Origin of the sequence: Acinetobacter colistiniresistens, from assembly GCF_024582815.1 — a bacterium.
Taxonomy (GTDB): Bacteria; Pseudomonadota; Gammaproteobacteria; order Pseudomonadales; family Moraxellaceae; genus Acinetobacter.
This window is the reverse complement of the sequence record NZ_CP102099.1, coordinates 3279221-3294822: the sequence shown is the minus strand read 5'-3', so window position 1 is coordinate 3294822 and position 15602 is coordinate 3279221. Positions and strand designations below refer to the sequence as shown.

Annotated in this window: 14 protein-coding genes and 2 tRNA genes; 11 read left to right on the top strand and 5 right to left on the bottom strand. The window is 42.0% G+C overall.

Going from position 1 to position 15602, the window contains the following annotated elements; genetic code table 11:
• Nucleotides 1-144: 144 nt before the first annotated feature.
• A complete protein-coding gene (gene nadB, locus NQU59_RS15790) occupies nucleotides 145-1776 on the bottom strand; it encodes an L-aspartate oxidase (RefSeq protein ID WP_257064033.1) in 1632 nt (543 codons plus the stop codon).
• A gap of 381 nt (nucleotides 1777-2157) precedes the next feature.
• Here nadB and NQU59_RS15785 point away from each other — a divergent pair, with 381 nt between their 5' ends.
• From NQU59_RS15785 to NQU59_RS15735, 11 genes are all read left to right on the top strand, one after another.
• Nucleotides 2158-3534: a Do family serine endopeptidase gene (locus NQU59_RS15785; protein WP_005242636.1), complete on the top strand. Its 1377-nt coding sequence runs from the start codon at nucleotides 2158-2160 to the stop codon at nucleotides 3532-3534.
• Between the two features lie 131 nt (nucleotides 3535-3665).
• Nucleotides 3666-4121: an acyl-CoA thioesterase gene (locus tag NQU59_RS15780; protein ID WP_005242634.1), complete on the top strand. Its 456-nt coding sequence runs from the start codon at nucleotides 3666-3668 to the stop codon at nucleotides 4119-4121.
• A 163-nt stretch (nucleotides 4122-4284) separates the two neighbouring features.
• Nucleotides 4285-6102, top strand: coding sequence for a translation elongation factor 4 (gene lepA, locus NQU59_RS15775; protein WP_257064032.1), 1818 nt, complete (start codon nucleotides 4285-4287; stop codon nucleotides 6100-6102).
• Nucleotides 6103-6176: 74 nt separating this feature from the next.
• Nucleotides 6177-7040: a signal peptidase I gene (gene lepB, locus NQU59_RS15770; protein ID WP_005242498.1), complete on the top strand. Its 864-nt coding sequence runs from the start codon at nucleotides 6177-6179 to the stop codon at nucleotides 7038-7040.
• A 24-nt stretch (nucleotides 7041-7064) separates the two neighbouring features.
• Nucleotides 7065-7442 carry a DUF4845 domain-containing protein gene (locus NQU59_RS15765; RefSeq protein ID WP_005242492.1) on the top strand — a complete coding sequence of 126 codons (378 nt, stop codon included), beginning with the start codon at nucleotides 7065-7067 and terminating at the stop codon, nucleotides 7440-7442.
• Nucleotides 7411-8106, top strand: coding sequence for a ribonuclease III (gene rnc, locus NQU59_RS15760; protein WP_005242490.1), 696 nt, complete (start codon nucleotides 7411-7413; stop codon nucleotides 8104-8106). Before NQU59_RS15765 ends, rnc begins: the two co-directional genes overlap by 32 nt.
• A 4-nt stretch (nucleotides 8107-8110) precedes the next feature.
• Complete coding sequence (gene era, locus NQU59_RS15755; RefSeq protein WP_005242488.1) at nucleotides 8111-9136, top strand: GTPase Era; 1026 nt, start codon at nucleotides 8111-8113, stop codon at nucleotides 9134-9136.
• Nucleotides 9137-9147: 11 nt separating this feature from the next.
• Complete coding sequence (locus tag NQU59_RS15750) at nucleotides 9148-9333, top strand: NF038104 family lipoprotein (protein ID WP_005242486.1); 186 nt, start codon at nucleotides 9148-9150, stop codon at nucleotides 9331-9333.
• A 9-nt stretch (nucleotides 9334-9342) separates the two neighbouring features.
• On the top strand, nucleotides 9343-10050 hold the full coding sequence (gene recO, locus NQU59_RS15745; protein ID WP_005242484.1) for a DNA repair protein RecO: 708 nt from the start codon (nucleotides 9343-9345) through the stop codon (nucleotides 10048-10050).
• A 54-nt stretch (nucleotides 10051-10104) separates the two neighbouring features.
• Complete coding sequence (gene pdxJ, locus NQU59_RS15740; RefSeq protein WP_043970491.1) at nucleotides 10105-10833, top strand: pyridoxine 5'-phosphate synthase; 729 nt, start codon at nucleotides 10105-10107, stop codon at nucleotides 10831-10833.
• A gap of 4 nt (nucleotides 10834-10837) precedes the next feature.
• Nucleotides 10838-11494, top strand: coding sequence for a tRNA-(ms[2]io[6]A)-hydroxylase (locus NQU59_RS15735; RefSeq protein WP_043970489.1), 657 nt, complete (start codon nucleotides 10838-10840; stop codon nucleotides 11492-11494).
• A 105-nt stretch (nucleotides 11495-11599) separates the two neighbouring features.
• On the opposite strand, the gene NQU59_RS15730 is transcribed toward NQU59_RS15735, so the two are convergent.
• The 4 genes from NQU59_RS15730 to NQU59_RS15715 form a co-directional block, all read right to left on the bottom strand.
• Nucleotides 11600-11675: transfer RNA gene (locus NQU59_RS15730), tRNA-Asn, on the bottom strand.
• 9 nt (nucleotides 11676-11684) lie between these two features.
• Nucleotides 11685-11760: transfer RNA gene (locus tag NQU59_RS15725), tRNA-Asn, on the bottom strand.
• Nucleotides 11761-11902: 142 nt separating this feature from the next.
• Nucleotides 11903-13129, bottom strand: a complete 1227-nt coding sequence (locus NQU59_RS15720; RefSeq protein ID WP_043970487.1) for a multifunctional CCA addition/repair protein — start codon at nucleotides 13127-13129, stop codon at nucleotides 11903-11905.
• Between the two features lie 96 nt (nucleotides 13130-13225).
• Nucleotides 13226-15496, bottom strand: coding sequence for an NADP-dependent malic enzyme (locus NQU59_RS15715; RefSeq protein WP_043970485.1), 2271 nt, complete (start codon nucleotides 15494-15496; stop codon nucleotides 13226-13228).
• Nucleotides 15497-15602 lie beyond the last annotated feature (106 nt).

The following is a 15602-nucleotide window of genomic DNA, read 5'->3' as shown; positions in this document are numbered from 1 at the left end:
CAAGGATGAAAAGTAACAAAAATCCTTTGTTGAGCTGACGGTACATCCTTGATGCCGCAGCTCAACGGGCGACATCCATGTCGCCTACCGCGATAGCTAATCATAACTTTAAGTCGTCTTGAAAAGCTCAAAAACTTAAAAGTATCAGTCATTCACCAACGGCTGTTCCACTTTAAAATTCGGTGGCGTTAACACCGTTTTGCGAATTTCATTCGAAAGTTCAGGATAATCCAGTGTGTAATGCAAACCGCGTGACTCCTTACGCTCCATTGCACAACGTACAATCATTTCTGAAACCAGCACTAGGTTACGCAATTCAATCAAGTTTTTGCTGACGCGATAATCCTGATAATACTCAGTGATTTCATGCTTCAACATTTCAATACGGTGTAAGGCACGCTGTAAACGCTTAGTGGTACGCACAATACCGACATAGTTCCACATGGTCGAACGTAGTTCGTCCCAGTTTTGTAAGATCACCACATCTTCATCAGCATCGGTGACTTGGGTTTCATCCCATGTTGGAACATCAGGGAATTTAAACTCAGTATCAAACTTCTGTTCAATATCTTCTGCTGCACTCATGCCATAAACGAAACATTCGAGCAATGAGTTACTCGCCATACGATTAGCACCATGTAGGCCTGTATAAGAGGTCTCACCAATGGCATACAAGCCATCTAAATCAGTCTGGCTATGTTCATCCACCACCACACCGCCACAGGTATAGTGTGCTGCAGGCACAACAGGGATCATATCTTTGGTGATATCAATACCGAGTTCAAGCAAACGGGCATACAGTGTCGGGAAGTGTTCGGTAATAAATTCGGGTGATTTATGGGTAATGTCTAACCAGACGTGACGAATCCCTAAACGCTTGATTTCATGGTCGATGGTACGTGCCACAATATCACGCGGCGCCAGTTCAGCACGTTCATCAAAACGCAGCATAAAACGTTCGCCATCTGGTAGGCGCAAATAAGCACCTTCGCCACGCATTGCTTCGGTAATTAAGAAAGAACGGGCTTTGGGGTGATATAAGCAAGTTGGATGGAATTGGTTAAATTCCATATTCGCTACACGACATCCCGCACGATAAGCCATGGCAATCCCATCGCCTGTTGCGATGTCTGGGTTTGAGGTGTATAGATACGCTTTCATTGCACCACCACAGGCAAGTGCCGTAAATGGTGCTAAGAAAGTATGAACCTGTTCGTTGGATTCATCTAGAGCATAAAGGCCGATTGAACGATTGGCTTGGTTTTGGTGGCCAAGTTTATGCAAAGTAATTAAATCAATCGCAATATAATTTTCAAAAATCGTAATATTTTTTCGTTCTTTGGCACGTTCAACTAAGGTGGTTGAAATGGCTTTACCTGTGGCATCGGCAGAGTGAATGATGCGACGTTGTGAGTGACCACCTTCACGGGTGAGATGAAGTTGTTCATCTTCATCTAGCGTAAATTGCACACCTTGTTTAAGCAGGAAGTCAACCGAAGGTTTACCGCCTTCAACGGTATGTTTGACTGCATCCAACTCGCAAAGATGACCGCCTGCAATCATAGTGTCATTAATGTGTTGTTGAATAGAATCTGTTTCGTCTAAGACTGCAGCAACACCGCCTTGTGCATAGAAGGTGCTGGCCTCTGTCAATGCCGCCTTGGCTAAAATTGCAATGCTGTAATGACTTGGTAAAGAGAGTGCGAGGCTTAAACCTGCACCACCACTGCCCACAATAATCACATCAAAATGGTGAATTGTTTTTAAATCAGGCATGTCGTCGATCTGCTTCAGTTTTAAACGTTCGCTAATGACACCGCTTTTTGATCAAAAAGGCAAGGGCTAATCTGCCTAGAATTGAATGAATTTTTAGCGAATGCGATTTATTTGCTTATTAATTTTTGCCCCAACTGTATGAATGTGAAAATGATTACGTTTCAGTACATTGTTTTAATCTGTGATTAAGCTCCCCAAGATAAAACCATTCTTAGACAGTGGATCATGGCGTGTTTCTCCATAGTTTATTCACATTTCATCATTCTAGATCGTTGTATGCATTGAAAATATAAACATATTTTTACGAAAAGAATGGTAGGGTTATGCTAAAAACATAGACCTAAACCTTATTTTAATCATCAGTATGTGGGTTCTTGCTTCATGAAAAGTCGCTATTTACAACAAGGAATGTATGCTGCGGTATTTACGATAGCAGCATCTCAAGTCAATGCTGCATCGCCAGTAGATTTTTCAAATCTGGTTGAGCAGGTCAGCCCTGCAGTTGTGAGTGTCAATGTTGTCAAGAAAATGACTCAGGAAGAGTTATTGCAACAACAAGTCCCTGAAATTTTACGGCGCTTTTTTGGCAATCAAGTGATTATCCCACAACAGCAAGGGCCTCAAGAAAAAACTGGCTATGGCAGTGCGTTTTTTATTGGTAAGGACGGTTATTTATTAACGAATCGTCATGTGGTTGAAAATGCTTCCCGTATCAGTATTATCCTGAATGACCGTCGGGAGCTTGATGCGACACTTGTGGGAAGTGACGAGCGTACCGATATTGCGCTGCTTAAAGTCAATGGAAATAACTTTCCAGAGTTAAAAATTGGTAATGTTGATCAGCTCCGTGTGGGTGAACCTGTATTGGCAATTGGTTCACCATTTGGTTTTGACTACTCTGCTTCAGCGGGGATTGTCAGTGCGAAATCACGTAATATGAGTGGTGAAACGTCTGTTCCCTTCATTCAAACTGACGCCGCTCTGAATCCGGGTAACTCAGGTGGTCCATTGTTCAACCAACGTGGTGAAGTCGTTGGGGTGAATTCACGTATCTTCAGTGGTACGGGTGGCTATATGGGCTTATCCTTCTCAATTCCGATCGATGTGGCAATGGATGTTGTACAGCAGTTGAAAACAACAGGTAAGGTGACTCGCTCATATCTTGGTATTATGATGCAGGATATTGATCGTAATCTGGCTGAAGCCTATAAATTACCGAAACCAGAAGGTTCACTGATTACTCAGGTTGCACCGAAATCGCCAGCTGAAAAAGCAGGTCTAAAATCGGGTGATGTGATTTTGAAAGCCAATGGTGCTCCAATTTCACGTACTAGCGATTTACTTTATTCCCTTAACCGTATTGCGCCAAATCAAACGGTTCAATTAGAAATTCTGCGTGATGATAAAACACGTACGATCTCAGCAACATTGGGTACTGCGCCAGATGATACGGCTGCGGATGCTGAGAAAAATAACCCGACTAGTGGTTTGGGTATGAGTATTCGTGATTTAAGCGCAGCTGAACAAGCGCGCTTAGATGTGCGTGGTGGTATCTTAATTCAAGATGTGAAGCGTGGCGGTACGGCTTCATTATCCAATCTGGTTGCTGGTGATGTGATTGTACAAGTGAATGGTACAGCAATTACCAATAGCCAGCAGTTTGCAAGAACGGTTTCGGCCTTGCCGAAGAATAGTGTTGCGCGTGTAACGATTATTCGCCAAGGTCAACGTGCAATCCTTGGGTTGCGTTTACCTTAAGATTTAAATTTTATTGAATACTACTTAAATAAAAACCACTCTAGAATTAGGGTGGTTTTTATTTTGAAATCCTGTTGTGTTTAGACTAGTGTAGCTAGCGAAACGTTGGTCGTGATGAAATACGCAAAATTATGAGTACGATTTTTGATTTAAAAATACAGGTTCAGCCTAAACATATCGATGTATTGGGGCATGTCAATAACGTCATTTATATCCAGTGGATGCAAGATGTTGCTTCAGCGCATATCGAGACATTGGGTTTAGGCCTAGCTCAATATCTCGAGCTGAAACACGCCATGGTGGCAGTTGAGCATCACGTACAATATCGCAAGGCAGCACTGGAGGGTGAGGAAATCATTCTACGGACATGGCTGGATGATATTAATGCACTCTATTCATTCCGCCAGTATGCGTTCTATCGCCCTAAAGATCAGAGCATTTTATTTGTTGGCAATACCAAATGGGCGTGCATTGAAATTGCTTCAGGGCGACCAAAGCGGATGTCACCGAGTTTTAGCCAAGCTTACCAGCCAATTGCTGCTGATTTAGATCCAATGGATTTCTCTATTTCATATGAAGCAGTTTGATTGACTTAAATGTGAGTAAATTGTTCAGTCTTCGCAATGAAAGCTTTTATTATTTTGAATACTTTGAAAAGCTGTTCTGTTATAATCCCGAGCAATTTTATTAAACCATTTGGCTCCTTACTTTTCTGAAGTATAGAGCGTTCTATTTTTCTTAAGGTAACCCATGGCGCAAGCTAAAAAATCCGTAGATATCAAAAATATACGCAATTTCTCGATCATTGCTCATATTGACCATGGTAAGTCGACTTTGGCTGACCGTTTTATTCAAATGTGCGGTGGCTTACAAGATCGTGAGATGCAAGCTCAAGTATTAGACTCTATGGAGCTTGAGCGTGAACGTGGGATTACCATTAAGGCTGCATCGGTAACCTTGTACTACATGCATCCAAATGGTCAAGAATATCAATTGAATTTTATTGATACTCCAGGGCACGTTGACTTCTCTTATGAAGTATCACGTTCTTTAGCAGCCTGTGAAGGTGCATTGTTGGTCGTAGATGCTGCGCAAGGTGTTGAAGCACAGTCTGTCGCAAACTGCTATACCGCAATTGAGCAAGGTCTGGAAGTTTTACCGATCTTAAACAAGATTGATTTACCGCAAGCAGAACCAGAGCGTGTAATTCACGAAATTGAAGAAATTATCGGAATTGAAGCGACTGATGCGCCAACCTGTTCAGCAAAAACAGGTTTGGGGGTTGAGGGTGTTTTAGAGCGTTTGGTAGATGTGATTCCTGCACCAGAAGGTGATCGTGATGCGCCTTTACAAGCGTTGATTATCGACTCATGGTTCGATAATTACCTTGGTGTTGTATCGTTGGTTCGTATCAAACAAGGTCGTATCCGTAAGGGCGACAAGATGTTGGTGAAATCGACAGGCCAAACACATCCAGTAACTTCAGTGGGGGTATTTAATCCGAAGCATACCGAAACTGACATCCTCGAAGCGGGTGAAGTGGGCTTCGTGATTGCAGGTATTAAAGATATTTTTGGCGCGCCAGTGGGGGATACCATTACCCTTGCAGCAACACCAGAAGTTACAACTTTACCAGGTTTTAAAAAGGTTAAGCCGCAGGTCTATGCGGGCCTGTTCCCGATTGATTCGAGTGACTTCGAGCCATTCCGTGAAGCGCTGCAAAAATTACAGATCAATGACTCGGCTTTATTTTTCGAACCTGAAAGTTCGGATGCATTGGGCTTTGGTTTCCGTTGTGGCTTCTTGGGCATGCTGCACATGGAAATCGTACAAGAGCGATTAGAACGTGAATACGATCTTGATCTGATCAGTTCTGCGCCAACCGTTATTTATGAAGCATTGACCAAGAAGGGCGATATTATTTATATCGACAGTCCTTCAAAAATGCCAGATGGTTCAACAGTTGAAGATCTACGTGAACCAATTGCTGAATGTCATATTCTGGTGCCGCAAGAATATCTGGGTAATGTCATGACTTTGTGTATTGAGCGCCGTGGCGTGCAAAAAGATATGAAGTTCTTGGGTAATCAAGTGTCAATTACTTTTGAAATTCCAATGGCAGAAGTGGTCATGGATTTCTTTGATAAATTAAAATCGTGTTCACGTGGTTTTGCATCATTAGACTATAACTTTGTACGTTTTGAGAGTTCAGCTCTGGTTAAGGTTGATGTTCTAATCAATAGCGAAAAGGTCGATGCCTTGGCAATGATCTGTCACCGTCAAGATGCGCGCCATCGTGGTATCGCATTGGTTGAGAAGATGAAAGATCTTATCCCTCGCCAAATGTATGATGTTGCGATTCAGGCGGCGATTGGTGCGCAAATTATTGCCCGTTCTACCGTGAAAGCCATGCGTAAAAACGTATTGGCTAAATGTTATGGCGGTGATGTCTCACGTAAGAAGAAACTTCTCGCGAAGCAGAAAGAAGGTAAGAAGCGTATGAAGCAAGTGGGAAGTGTCGAGATCCCACAAGAGGCTTTCTTAGCTGTATTGAAAGTTGATCGATAAAGAAACATGAGGCTGGGGAGGCATACTGCTTTACCCAGTCGAACGACGAGCAGTGAAACTGCAAGAGAGGGTTTGTGGATTTTGATTTTAACTTGATTCTGGTACCAGCAACACTAATTTTCTTTTTGGTGTGGTTACTGGATAAGTTGGTATTGAAACAGCGTGCAACACGAGGGCGTAATCAAGAGAATTTTGTCATTACATGGGCATATGACTTTTGGCCTGTGTTAGCTGTTGTGCTGGTGCTACGTTCTTTCTTATATGAACCATTTAATATTCCATCAGATTCTATGGTTCCGACCTTAGAAACGGGTGATTTTATCTTGGTGAATAAGTTTGATTATGGTGTGCGTTTACCCATCGTGAACGCTAAAATCATTGATGTTAGTGAGCCAAAACGTGGAGAAGTGATCGTATTCCGTTATCCGCCACAACCAACGATTAGCTATATTAAACGCGTAGTTGGTGTGCCTGGTGACCATGTTCAATTCAGAAATGGGCAATTAATTATTAATGGTCAGCAAGTCGCAAAGGTAGAGACACAATACTCGCGTGAGAAAGACCAGCAAGATACGCCAACTGCACTTTACTTTAAAGAAACCTTAGGTGAGCATCAGCATTTAGTCCGTTACTTGGAAGGGCGAAATCCTTTGGTTGAGCAATTCCAGTTTGCACAATTGCGAGGTGCTGAAGCATTAATCCCATTTGTGGCCAAAGAAAATGATGTGTTTATTCAAAGTAATGGTCAAGATTGGGAAGTGACTGTACCAAAAGGGCAATACTTTGCCATGGGTGATAACCGTGATCAAAGTGCAGACAGTCGTTTCTGGGGCTTTGTACCTGAGGCGAATTTAACAGGTCGAGCTTTTTATGTATGGATGCATAAAGAACCTGGTTTTAATCTTCCAAGTTTTAACCGAAATGGTAAGATTGACTAATAAAAATAGATAGGAAATAGATAGATGCGTAAATCTCAACAAGGGACTTCGTATATTGCAATTTTATTTGGGGTGGTTTTATTTGCAGTTGCTGTTAAGGCAGCAATTGCGATTTGGCCAGCATACTGGGACGATAAACTGATTAATACTCAGATTGAGGGCTTATTAAAAGATAGCCCTCCGAATACTACGCCAAGTAAGTTCGCGTCTCAGATGGATCAGCGTTTTGATATGAACGGGATTCGTGATCTGCGTTTTAAAGATATTGCGCAAGTGACTTATAAAGATGATCTTGTGGTGATGAAGAAGTATGAAATACGTAAGCCTTTCATGCTGAATATCAGTTTAGTTATGACCTTTGAGAAGACTTTTGACCAAAAATCTGCAAAACAAGCTCAATGATACACGGCTGCAAGGGCGCATAGGTCACCAGTTTAAACAGTTTGACTTGTTAAAGCTGGCTTTGACCCATCGCTCGGTTAGCCATAAACATAATTATGAACGCCTAGAGTTTCTAGGCGATTCATTATTAGGGATGATCGTCGCAAATTATTTGTACAATGCCTATCCATTGGAAAATGAAGGTCGTTTAACGCGAATGCGTGCGACTTTGGTTCGACAGGAAGCGTTGGGAAAAATCGCAAATGATTTGCAATTAAGCCGGTCATTAATTTTAAGCACAGGCGAGTTAAAATCTGGTGGACATCACCGAGAGTCGATTTTGGCGGATACCGTAGAAGCCATTATTGGTGCTATTTATTTAGACAGTAATGATCTCAACTTGCTGGAACGCATTGTGCTAAAATGGTATGAACCATATCTGGATCATATCGAACCGACAGATCAACTGAAAGACCCGAAATCACGTTTGCAAGAGTATTTACAAGCACGTAAAAAACCTCTCCCAGTTTACGAGGTTGTAGATATTCAAGGTGATGCCCCGAACCAACATTTCAAAGTGGAATGTGATGTAACGGGATTGCCAAAAATTATAGGCGAGGGCTCAAGTCGTCGTTTTGCCGAACAAACGGCAGCGGCAGAGATTTTAAAATTATTGGAGCAATAACCTGATGTCTCAATCAAATGAAAATAAGCCAGAAGCAATTGAACAGCAAGATGGCAATAACTTAATTGATCAATTTTTTAGCTCTCAAGGAACTACCATTCCTTCAGATTTTAAAAGCGGTTTTGTTGCTATTGTCGGTCGCCCAAACGTAGGTAAATCTACGTTGATGAATCATTTACTGGGTCAAAAGTTATCGATTACTTCACGTAAGCCACAAACTACGCGTCACAAGATTGTGGGAATTGATTCACGTGAGAAATCTCAGGCCGTATTTGTTGATACCCCAGGGATGCACAAAAAAGAAGTACGTGCCATCAATAAGATGATGAACCGTGCTGCGCACTCAGCATTGCGTGATGTGAACTTGGTTTTATTTGTGGTGGATGCACAGAAGTGGACTCAAAACGATGAATTGGTTTTGGAAAAACTTAAAAATGCAGAAATGCCTGTTATTCTTGTGATCAATAAGTTAGATACTTTTGAAAATAAAAATGAAGCTTTACCACTGATTCGCGAGCGTGCAAAGTTAATGAACTTTGCTGAGATTGTTCCTGTTTCTGCACTACGTGGAGCGAATCTGGAACACCTGCGCGATACCATTGAGAAATATTTGCCGTATCAGCCGCCTTTGTATTCATTAGATCAGATTACCGATCGCTCTGAACGTTTCCTTGCGAGTGAAATCATTCGCGAGAAAATCATGCGTCAGTTGGGTGAAGAGCTTCCATATGATTTGACCGTACAAATCGAATCATTTAAAACTGAAGAAGCGACTGTGAACGAAAAAACAGGTCGTTTAAAACCACCTTGTACTTATATTGATGCAACGATTTTTGTAGAACGCCAAGGTCAAAAAGCGATTGTGATTGGTGACAAAGGTGCAAAGCTGAAAAGTATTGGAATGGATGCACGTGCAGACATGGAAAAAATGTTTGAACAGAAAATCATGCTCACACTTTGGGTGAAAGTCAAAGGGGGTTGGTCTGATGATGAGCGTGCTTTAAAAAGCTTGGGTTATAGCGATATTTAAAAGGATTCGGAATGATTAAAGCACTCATGGTTTTATCCTGCATCTTTTTGTTACAAGGATGTATTACTAAAGTTGTTACCGTCCCGGTCAAAGTGGCTTATAAAACCACGAAAGGGGTCGTAAAGGGAACAGCTGCGGTTGTGGGTGCTGTAATCCCAGACGGTGATGATAAAAAGGATGAAAAAGAAAAGGACTAGTATCGTTCTATGATGCGTAATGAAGTCCTGCATGGCTATTTGATTCATCATCGTAAATATCGTGAAAAAAGCCATATTGTGCATTTATACACACAAGAGTTTGGTCGGGTGGATGGAATTTTAAGACAAATTCCACCACCGCAATATCAGCCGATTCGTTTGCAAGCTACAGGAAAATCTGAACTGAAGAATTTCACCAAACTTGAAATTCTGAATCAGCCTGTGTTTTTTCATGGTGATGCTTTTTTTGCCGGTTTTTATTTAAATGAAATTTTATTGCGATTATGTCCTCTAGAAGAGGCCATGCCACAAAGCTTTGAACAATATCAATTGATATTATTACAATTACAGCAATTGGCTTCTCATGAGCAAGCGGCTTTATTTTTGCGGCAAATATTACGTCAGTTTGAGCATGTTTTGCTGCAAGAATTAGGTTATGCAATTGATTTTTCAGTGGATGCAAATCAGCAGGAAATCTTGCCGTTTCGGTACTATCAATTTCAGCTCAATGACGGTTTTTTACCAGTTTCACAAGCTTCGCGCTCTTCGCTTGCAGGGGCTTTGATTGCATCAATGCAATGTTATGAAGATGGTCAGAATTTTTCTCCCGAACAACTGCAATTATTAGGTAAACTATATCGCCAAATGATTAGCTCATTGTTAGGTGATCGGCCGTTGAAAAGCCGTCAACTCTGGATTCAAAATACGCAAACTTGATTTCTTTGATGCATTGATGATGTAAACAAAGAGATAAACGATAGGATATTTTTTATGGCTGCAATCTTAGGTGTAAACATTGATCATGTTGCGACGTTAAGACAGGCACGTGGTACAACTTACCCTGATCCTGTTCAGGCTGCTTTGGTTTGTGAAGAAGCGGGTGCTGAAGGGATTACTTTGCATTTACGTGAAGATCGCCGCCATATACAAGATGATGATGTACGTCGTATGCGTCCATTATTAAAAACACGAATGAATCTCGAATTGGCCGTGACGGATGAAATGGTTGAATTTGCCAAAGAGATACAGCCACAACATGTTTGTTTCGTGCCTGAGCGTCGTCAGGAAGTCACCACGGAAGGTGGTTTGGACGTGGTTGGTCATTTTGAAAAGGTCAAGGCTGCAACTGAAGCGCTCAAAGCGATTGGTAGTGATGTTTCTTTATTTATTGATGCAGATTTGGCTCAGATTGATGCCGCTGTGGCATGTGGTGCGCCGACCATTGAAATCCATACGGGCGCTTATGCTGATGCCGAGACAGATGAGCAGCAAAAAGCTGAATTGGCGCGTATTATCAAAGGTGTAGAATATGCTGCCGCTAAAGGTTTGGTGGTGAATGCTGGTCATGGTTTGAATTTGGACAATGTTGCTGCGATTGCTGCGATTCCACAAATTCATGAATTAAATATTGGTCATTCGATCATTGCAGATAGCGTATTTGTTGGTTTGACTCAAGCAGTAAAAGATATGAAAGCAGCAATTCAGGCTGCTGCGAGATAAGTTGATGAGTAGTGTAAATTATGATGAGTTGATGCAACCTGTCATCGCATTTTTGGGTTGTATGACTCCTCAGGCATGGTTGGATGAAGCCATTAATAATCTGGACATCTTAATGCAAGACCATGCCAACTGTGAGAAAAAAGCGGCGAGTACAGCAATGAACTTGATGTTCCGCTATAGTTTCTTTACAGACCTGCAAGTGAAATTGGCGCAATTGGTGCGTGAAGAAATGCTGCATTATGAGCAGGTTTTGGAATTCATGAACAAACGCGGCCAAGAGTGGAAGGGTTTGAGTGCAGGGCGCTATGCAGGTGGATTACGTAAAGAAATCCGTACTTATGAGCCTGAGGCTCTAATTGATGTGATGATTATTGGTGCATTTGTCGAAGCACGCTCGTGTGAGCGTTTCTATGCGTTGGCACCGATTGTGGATGATGAGCTGGGGCGCTACTACCGCTATTTACTGAAGTCTGAATCTCGTCATTTTGAGGACTATCTGGCTTTAGCTTTAGATGTTGCAAAAACGGCGAAACTTAAAGATCCAGAAGAGACGATCCAGCAACGTATTGAGCATATTCGTGAGGTGGAAAAAAATCTGATTTTAACTCCAGACAATACCTTCCGTTTCCACAGTGGTGTACCTGCAAAAGTTGCAGCTTAATTTACGATAAAAAGGCCTCTGTATCTCAGAGGTCTTTTTTATTGGCTTATATTTTTATTGGGAATAAAAAAAGCCCTGATCAATGATCAGGGCTTTTTAGAATCTTGGCTCTCCCACCTGGGCTCGAACCAGGGACCTGCGGATTAACAGTCCGTCGCTCTACCGACTGAGCTATGGGAGAATAGTAGATTGGCTCTCCAACCTGGGCTCGAACCAGGGACCTGCGGATTAACAGTCCGTCGCTCTACCGACTGAGCTATTGGAGAATCTGATGCGCATTTTAGGCATGAAAAGCGGATGCGTCAACAACAATAGTAAAGAAAATTAATCGTTTGCTTGATTAATAAGCTTTTCTGGCGAAACTAAAGTAAACTTGTTTAAAAATAACCTTATTTACTTAAAAATTAATCAGTTATTGTGCAGCTCCTTAAATTTGGCAAGTGCATCAATTCGATACTGAATCAGCATTTCACCAATTTCTGGACCTGTGACATGATCTGGTAAATCCTGAGCACGAATATTGCGCACAATTTCCATTGCATCTAAAACAAACTGTGCCTGAGGATAAGGACGCTGCTCTAAACCTAAACGGCCCTTGGCATCGCATTCACAGGCTTGTACAAAGGCGACAACTTTCTCGGGACGACGTAGTACATCTAAGCGCTGTAATAGCCGCCATAACGTGCCTGGTTTAAGGTTTTTGATTTGGTGGCATTTCAGATGCTCTTTGCAGACGATCAGCGCCAAATTTTTTAAATGTGTAGGAACTCTTAAGCGGTCACAGAGCACGGTCACAGGCTGGATACCACGCTCTTCATGCATAATGTGCCGTGGGAGTTCATCTACAGGGGTAAGTGCTTTACCTAGATCATGAACCAGTACTGCAAAACGGACATCCAATGCATATTTTGCTAAACAAGCTTGTTTGAGCGCCATCAATGTATGAATACCACAGTCGATTTCAGGATGATATTCTGGACGTTGCGGTACACCAAAAAGGGCATCAATCTCGGGGAATAAAATCTTTAAGGCGTGACAATCTCTTAAGGTTTGGAAGTAAATATCGGCGTGATCTTCCAGTAAAGCACGAGACGTTTCTTTCCAGACGCGTTCAGGCGTTAAGGCATTTAGCTCGCCAGATTGAGCAATATCTTGCATCAATTGTAGCGTTTCATCCGCAATTTTAAAGCCATAGGCTGCATAACGGGCAGCAAAACGAGCCACACGAAGAACACGTAAAGGATCTTCAGTAAATGCATCCGAAACATGACGCAGAATTTTCTGCTCTAAATCTTGTTGTCCGCCATAAGGATCATAAATGTTACCTGCTTCATCCATGGCCATAGCATTAATCGTCAAGTCACGACGAATCAGATCTTCTTCTAGTTTAACAGTCGTGTCCGTGAAAAATTGAAACCCATGATAACCAATGCCTGACTTACGCTCCGTGCGTGCAAGTGCATATTCTTCTTTTGTCATAGGATGTAGGAATACCGGGAAGTCTTTTCCCACGGGTTGATAACCTTCGGCAAGTAATTGCTCGGGCGTTGCTCCAACCACCACATAATCTTTTTCGTGATAGGGGTGGCCGAGTAAATGATCCCGAACAGCACCGCCTACTAAATAAACTTGCATGAAAAAACCTCTATTCTTCACACAATCATGCTACAGAATAGAGGTTTTCTCAAGAGTTAAGCGAAGCTTTTCAAGAAAAGCAGAGCTTAAATAGATTTAGTTTTGACTTTGCTGAATTTCCGCAACCGTTAAAGCTGTCATATTCACCAAGCGACGCGTTGTTGCTGTAGGTGTAAGAATATGAACAGGTTTTGCAGCACCTAATAAGATAGGGCCAATGGTTACATTATTACCAGAAGTTGCTTTTAACAAGTTGAATGAAATATTTGCTGAATCAAGATTTGGCATAATCAACAAGTTTGCAGAACCTTTGAAACGTGAATTTGGAAATGCAAAATGACGGATGTTTTCATCTAGGGCTGCATCACCGTGCATTTCGCCTTCGACTTCAAGTTCAGGTGCTTGTTCAGACAGTAAACGATAAACTTCACGCATTTTTTGAGCGCTTGGATCCGTTTGGTCACTACCAAAGCTTGAGTGAGAAAGTAGGGCAACACGTGGTGTAATACCAAAACGACGGACTTCTTCTGCTGCTAAAATGGTCATTTCAGCGAGCTGAGCAGCAGTTGGATTCGTGTTGACATACGTATCTGCAATAAATAGATTGCGATCTTCAAGCATCAATGCATTCAATGTAAAGAATGTACTGCGACCTTCTTTTAAACCAATGACATTTTTCACGAAATCTAAGTGAATGTCATAGCTTGAATAGGTACCACATAACATACCGTCTGCTTTGCCAAGTTTAACTAGCATCGCTGCGATTAAAGTAGAGCGACGACGTGCTTCACGTTGTGCATATTCAACAGTGACACCTTTGCGCTGCATGATTTGATGGTATTCTTTCCAGAAATCATCATATAAAGGATTTTTTTCCTGATCGACGATCTCAATGTTCACACCATGCTGTAAACGTAAACCTAGCTTTCTGATGTTATCTTCAATGACTGCGGTACGACCAATCAGAATTGGTTTCGCTAAGCCTTCATCGACAACAATCTGAACAGCACGTAATACACGTTGATCTTCGCCCTCAGCATAAGCAATACGCTTTGGATCTGTTTTTGCTTGAGAGAAAATTGGCTTCATCAGGAATGCTGAGTTATAAACAAACTCAGAAAGTCGTTGGCGATATGCCGAAAAATCTTCAATTGGACGTGTGGCTACACCAGAGTCCATTGCTGCTTTTGCTACTGCCGGTGCAATTTCTAAAATCAATCGCTGATCAAGTGGACGAGGGATTAAATAGTCACGACCAAATGAAGCTGATTTTTCACCATAGGTTGCTGCATCTGCTTCAACATGTGCCATACGTGCAATAGCATGTACACAAGCAATTTTCATTTCTTCATTAATGGTGGTTGCACCTACATCAAGAGCACCACGGAAGATATAAGGGAAGCAAAGCGCATTGTTGACTTGGTTAGGATAGTCTGAGCGGCCTGTTGCCATGATGGCATCTGGACGTACTTCATGCGCATGTTCAGGCAAGATCTCAGGATCTGGGTTTGCGAGAGCAAAAATAATTGGATTTTCAGCCATTTCCTTAACCATTTCTTTGGTTAGGATGCCGGCTGCTGAAAGACCTAGAAACATGTCTGCGCCAGCCATCACTTCATGGAGTTGGCTTGCTTGAATGTCTTGCACATAACGTTTTTTAGACTCATCCAATCCTTCTCGAGACGTAGTGAGAAGACCGCGAGAGTCGGCAACAACGATATTGGCTTTATTTACACCTAAAGCACAAAGTAAATCTAAACAAGAAAGGGCAGCAGCGCCTGCGCCTGATGCAACGATTTTAATTTCATCAATCTTTTTATTGACCAGTTGCAAAGCATTGAGCAACGCAGAACCAACAATAATACTGGTACCATGTTGGTCATCATGGAAGACTGGAATTTTCATGCGCTCGCGAAGTTTCTTTTCAATGTAGAAACATTCTGGCGCTTTGATATCTTCAAGGTTAATACCACCAAATGTTGGTTCTAATGCAGCAACGATGTCCACGATTTTGTCTGGATCATTTTCATCAATTTCGATATCGAATACATCAACACCAGCAAACTTCTTGAACAGAACGCCTTTACCTTCCATTACAGGTTTAGATGCGAGTGGACCAATATTTCCTAAACCAAGCACGGCTGTACCATTACTCACAACCGCGACCAGATTTCCGCGTGCTGTATACTTTGCAGCGGCAGAAGGGTCTCGTTCGATTTCCAAACATGGAGCTGCAACGCCTGGAGAATATGCAAGCGCTAAATCTCGTTGGTTAACGAGCTGCTTGCTAGGTGTCACACTGATTTTTCCTGGTGTTGGAAATTCATGGTAATACAAAGCGGCTTGTTTTAAAGATTGATCGTCCATCTGAGTCTCGTTTGTTCCGATAATAATCAGACATCTAGCTGTCTAATTACGATATTAAGATAAGTGCACAAGAATATAGCACTAGTTCATGCTTTCGCCCAGTCAA

Excerpts from the sequence above, each read along its gene's own strand:
- pdxJ (WP_043970491.1), top strand. The coding sequence starts at position 10,105 with ATGGCTGCAATCTTAGGTGTAAACATTGATCATGTTGCGACGTTAAGA.
- NQU59_RS15735 (WP_043970489.1), top strand. The coding sequence starts at position 10,838 with ATGAGTAGTGTAAATTATGATGAGTTGATGCAACCTGTCATCGCATTT.
- lepA (WP_257064032.1), top strand. The coding sequence starts at position 4,285 with ATGGCGCAAGCTAAAAAATCCGTAGATATCAAAAATATACGCAATTTC.
- NQU59_RS15765 (WP_005242492.1), top strand. The coding sequence starts at position 7,065 with ATGCGTAAATCTCAACAAGGGACTTCGTATATTGCAATTTTATTTGGG.
- NQU59_RS15785 (WP_005242636.1), top strand. The coding sequence starts at position 2,158 with ATGAAAAGTCGCTATTTACAACAAGGAATGTATGCTGCGGTATTTACG.
- NQU59_RS15780 (WP_005242634.1), top strand. The coding sequence starts at position 3,666 with ATGAGTACGATTTTTGATTTAAAAATACAGGTTCAGCCTAAACATATC.
- NQU59_RS15720 (WP_043970487.1), bottom strand. The coding sequence starts at position 13,129 with ATGCAAGTTTATTTAGTAGGCGGTGCTGTTCGGGATCATTTACTCGGC.
- NQU59_RS15750 (WP_005242486.1), top strand. The coding sequence starts at position 9,148 with ATGATTAAAGCACTCATGGTTTTATCCTGCATCTTTTTGTTACAAGGA.
- NQU59_RS15715 (WP_043970485.1), bottom strand. The coding sequence starts at position 15,496 with ATGGACGATCAATCTTTAAAACAAGCCGCTTTGTATTACCATGAATTT.
- recO (WP_005242484.1), top strand. The coding sequence starts at position 9,343 with ATGATGCGTAATGAAGTCCTGCATGGCTATTTGATTCATCATCGTAAA.
- era (WP_005242488.1), top strand. The coding sequence starts at position 8,111 with ATGTCTCAATCAAATGAAAATAAGCCAGAAGCAATTGAACAGCAAGAT.
- nadB (WP_257064033.1), bottom strand. The coding sequence starts at position 1,776 with ATGCCTGATTTAAAAACAATTCACCATTTTGATGTGATTATTGTGGGC.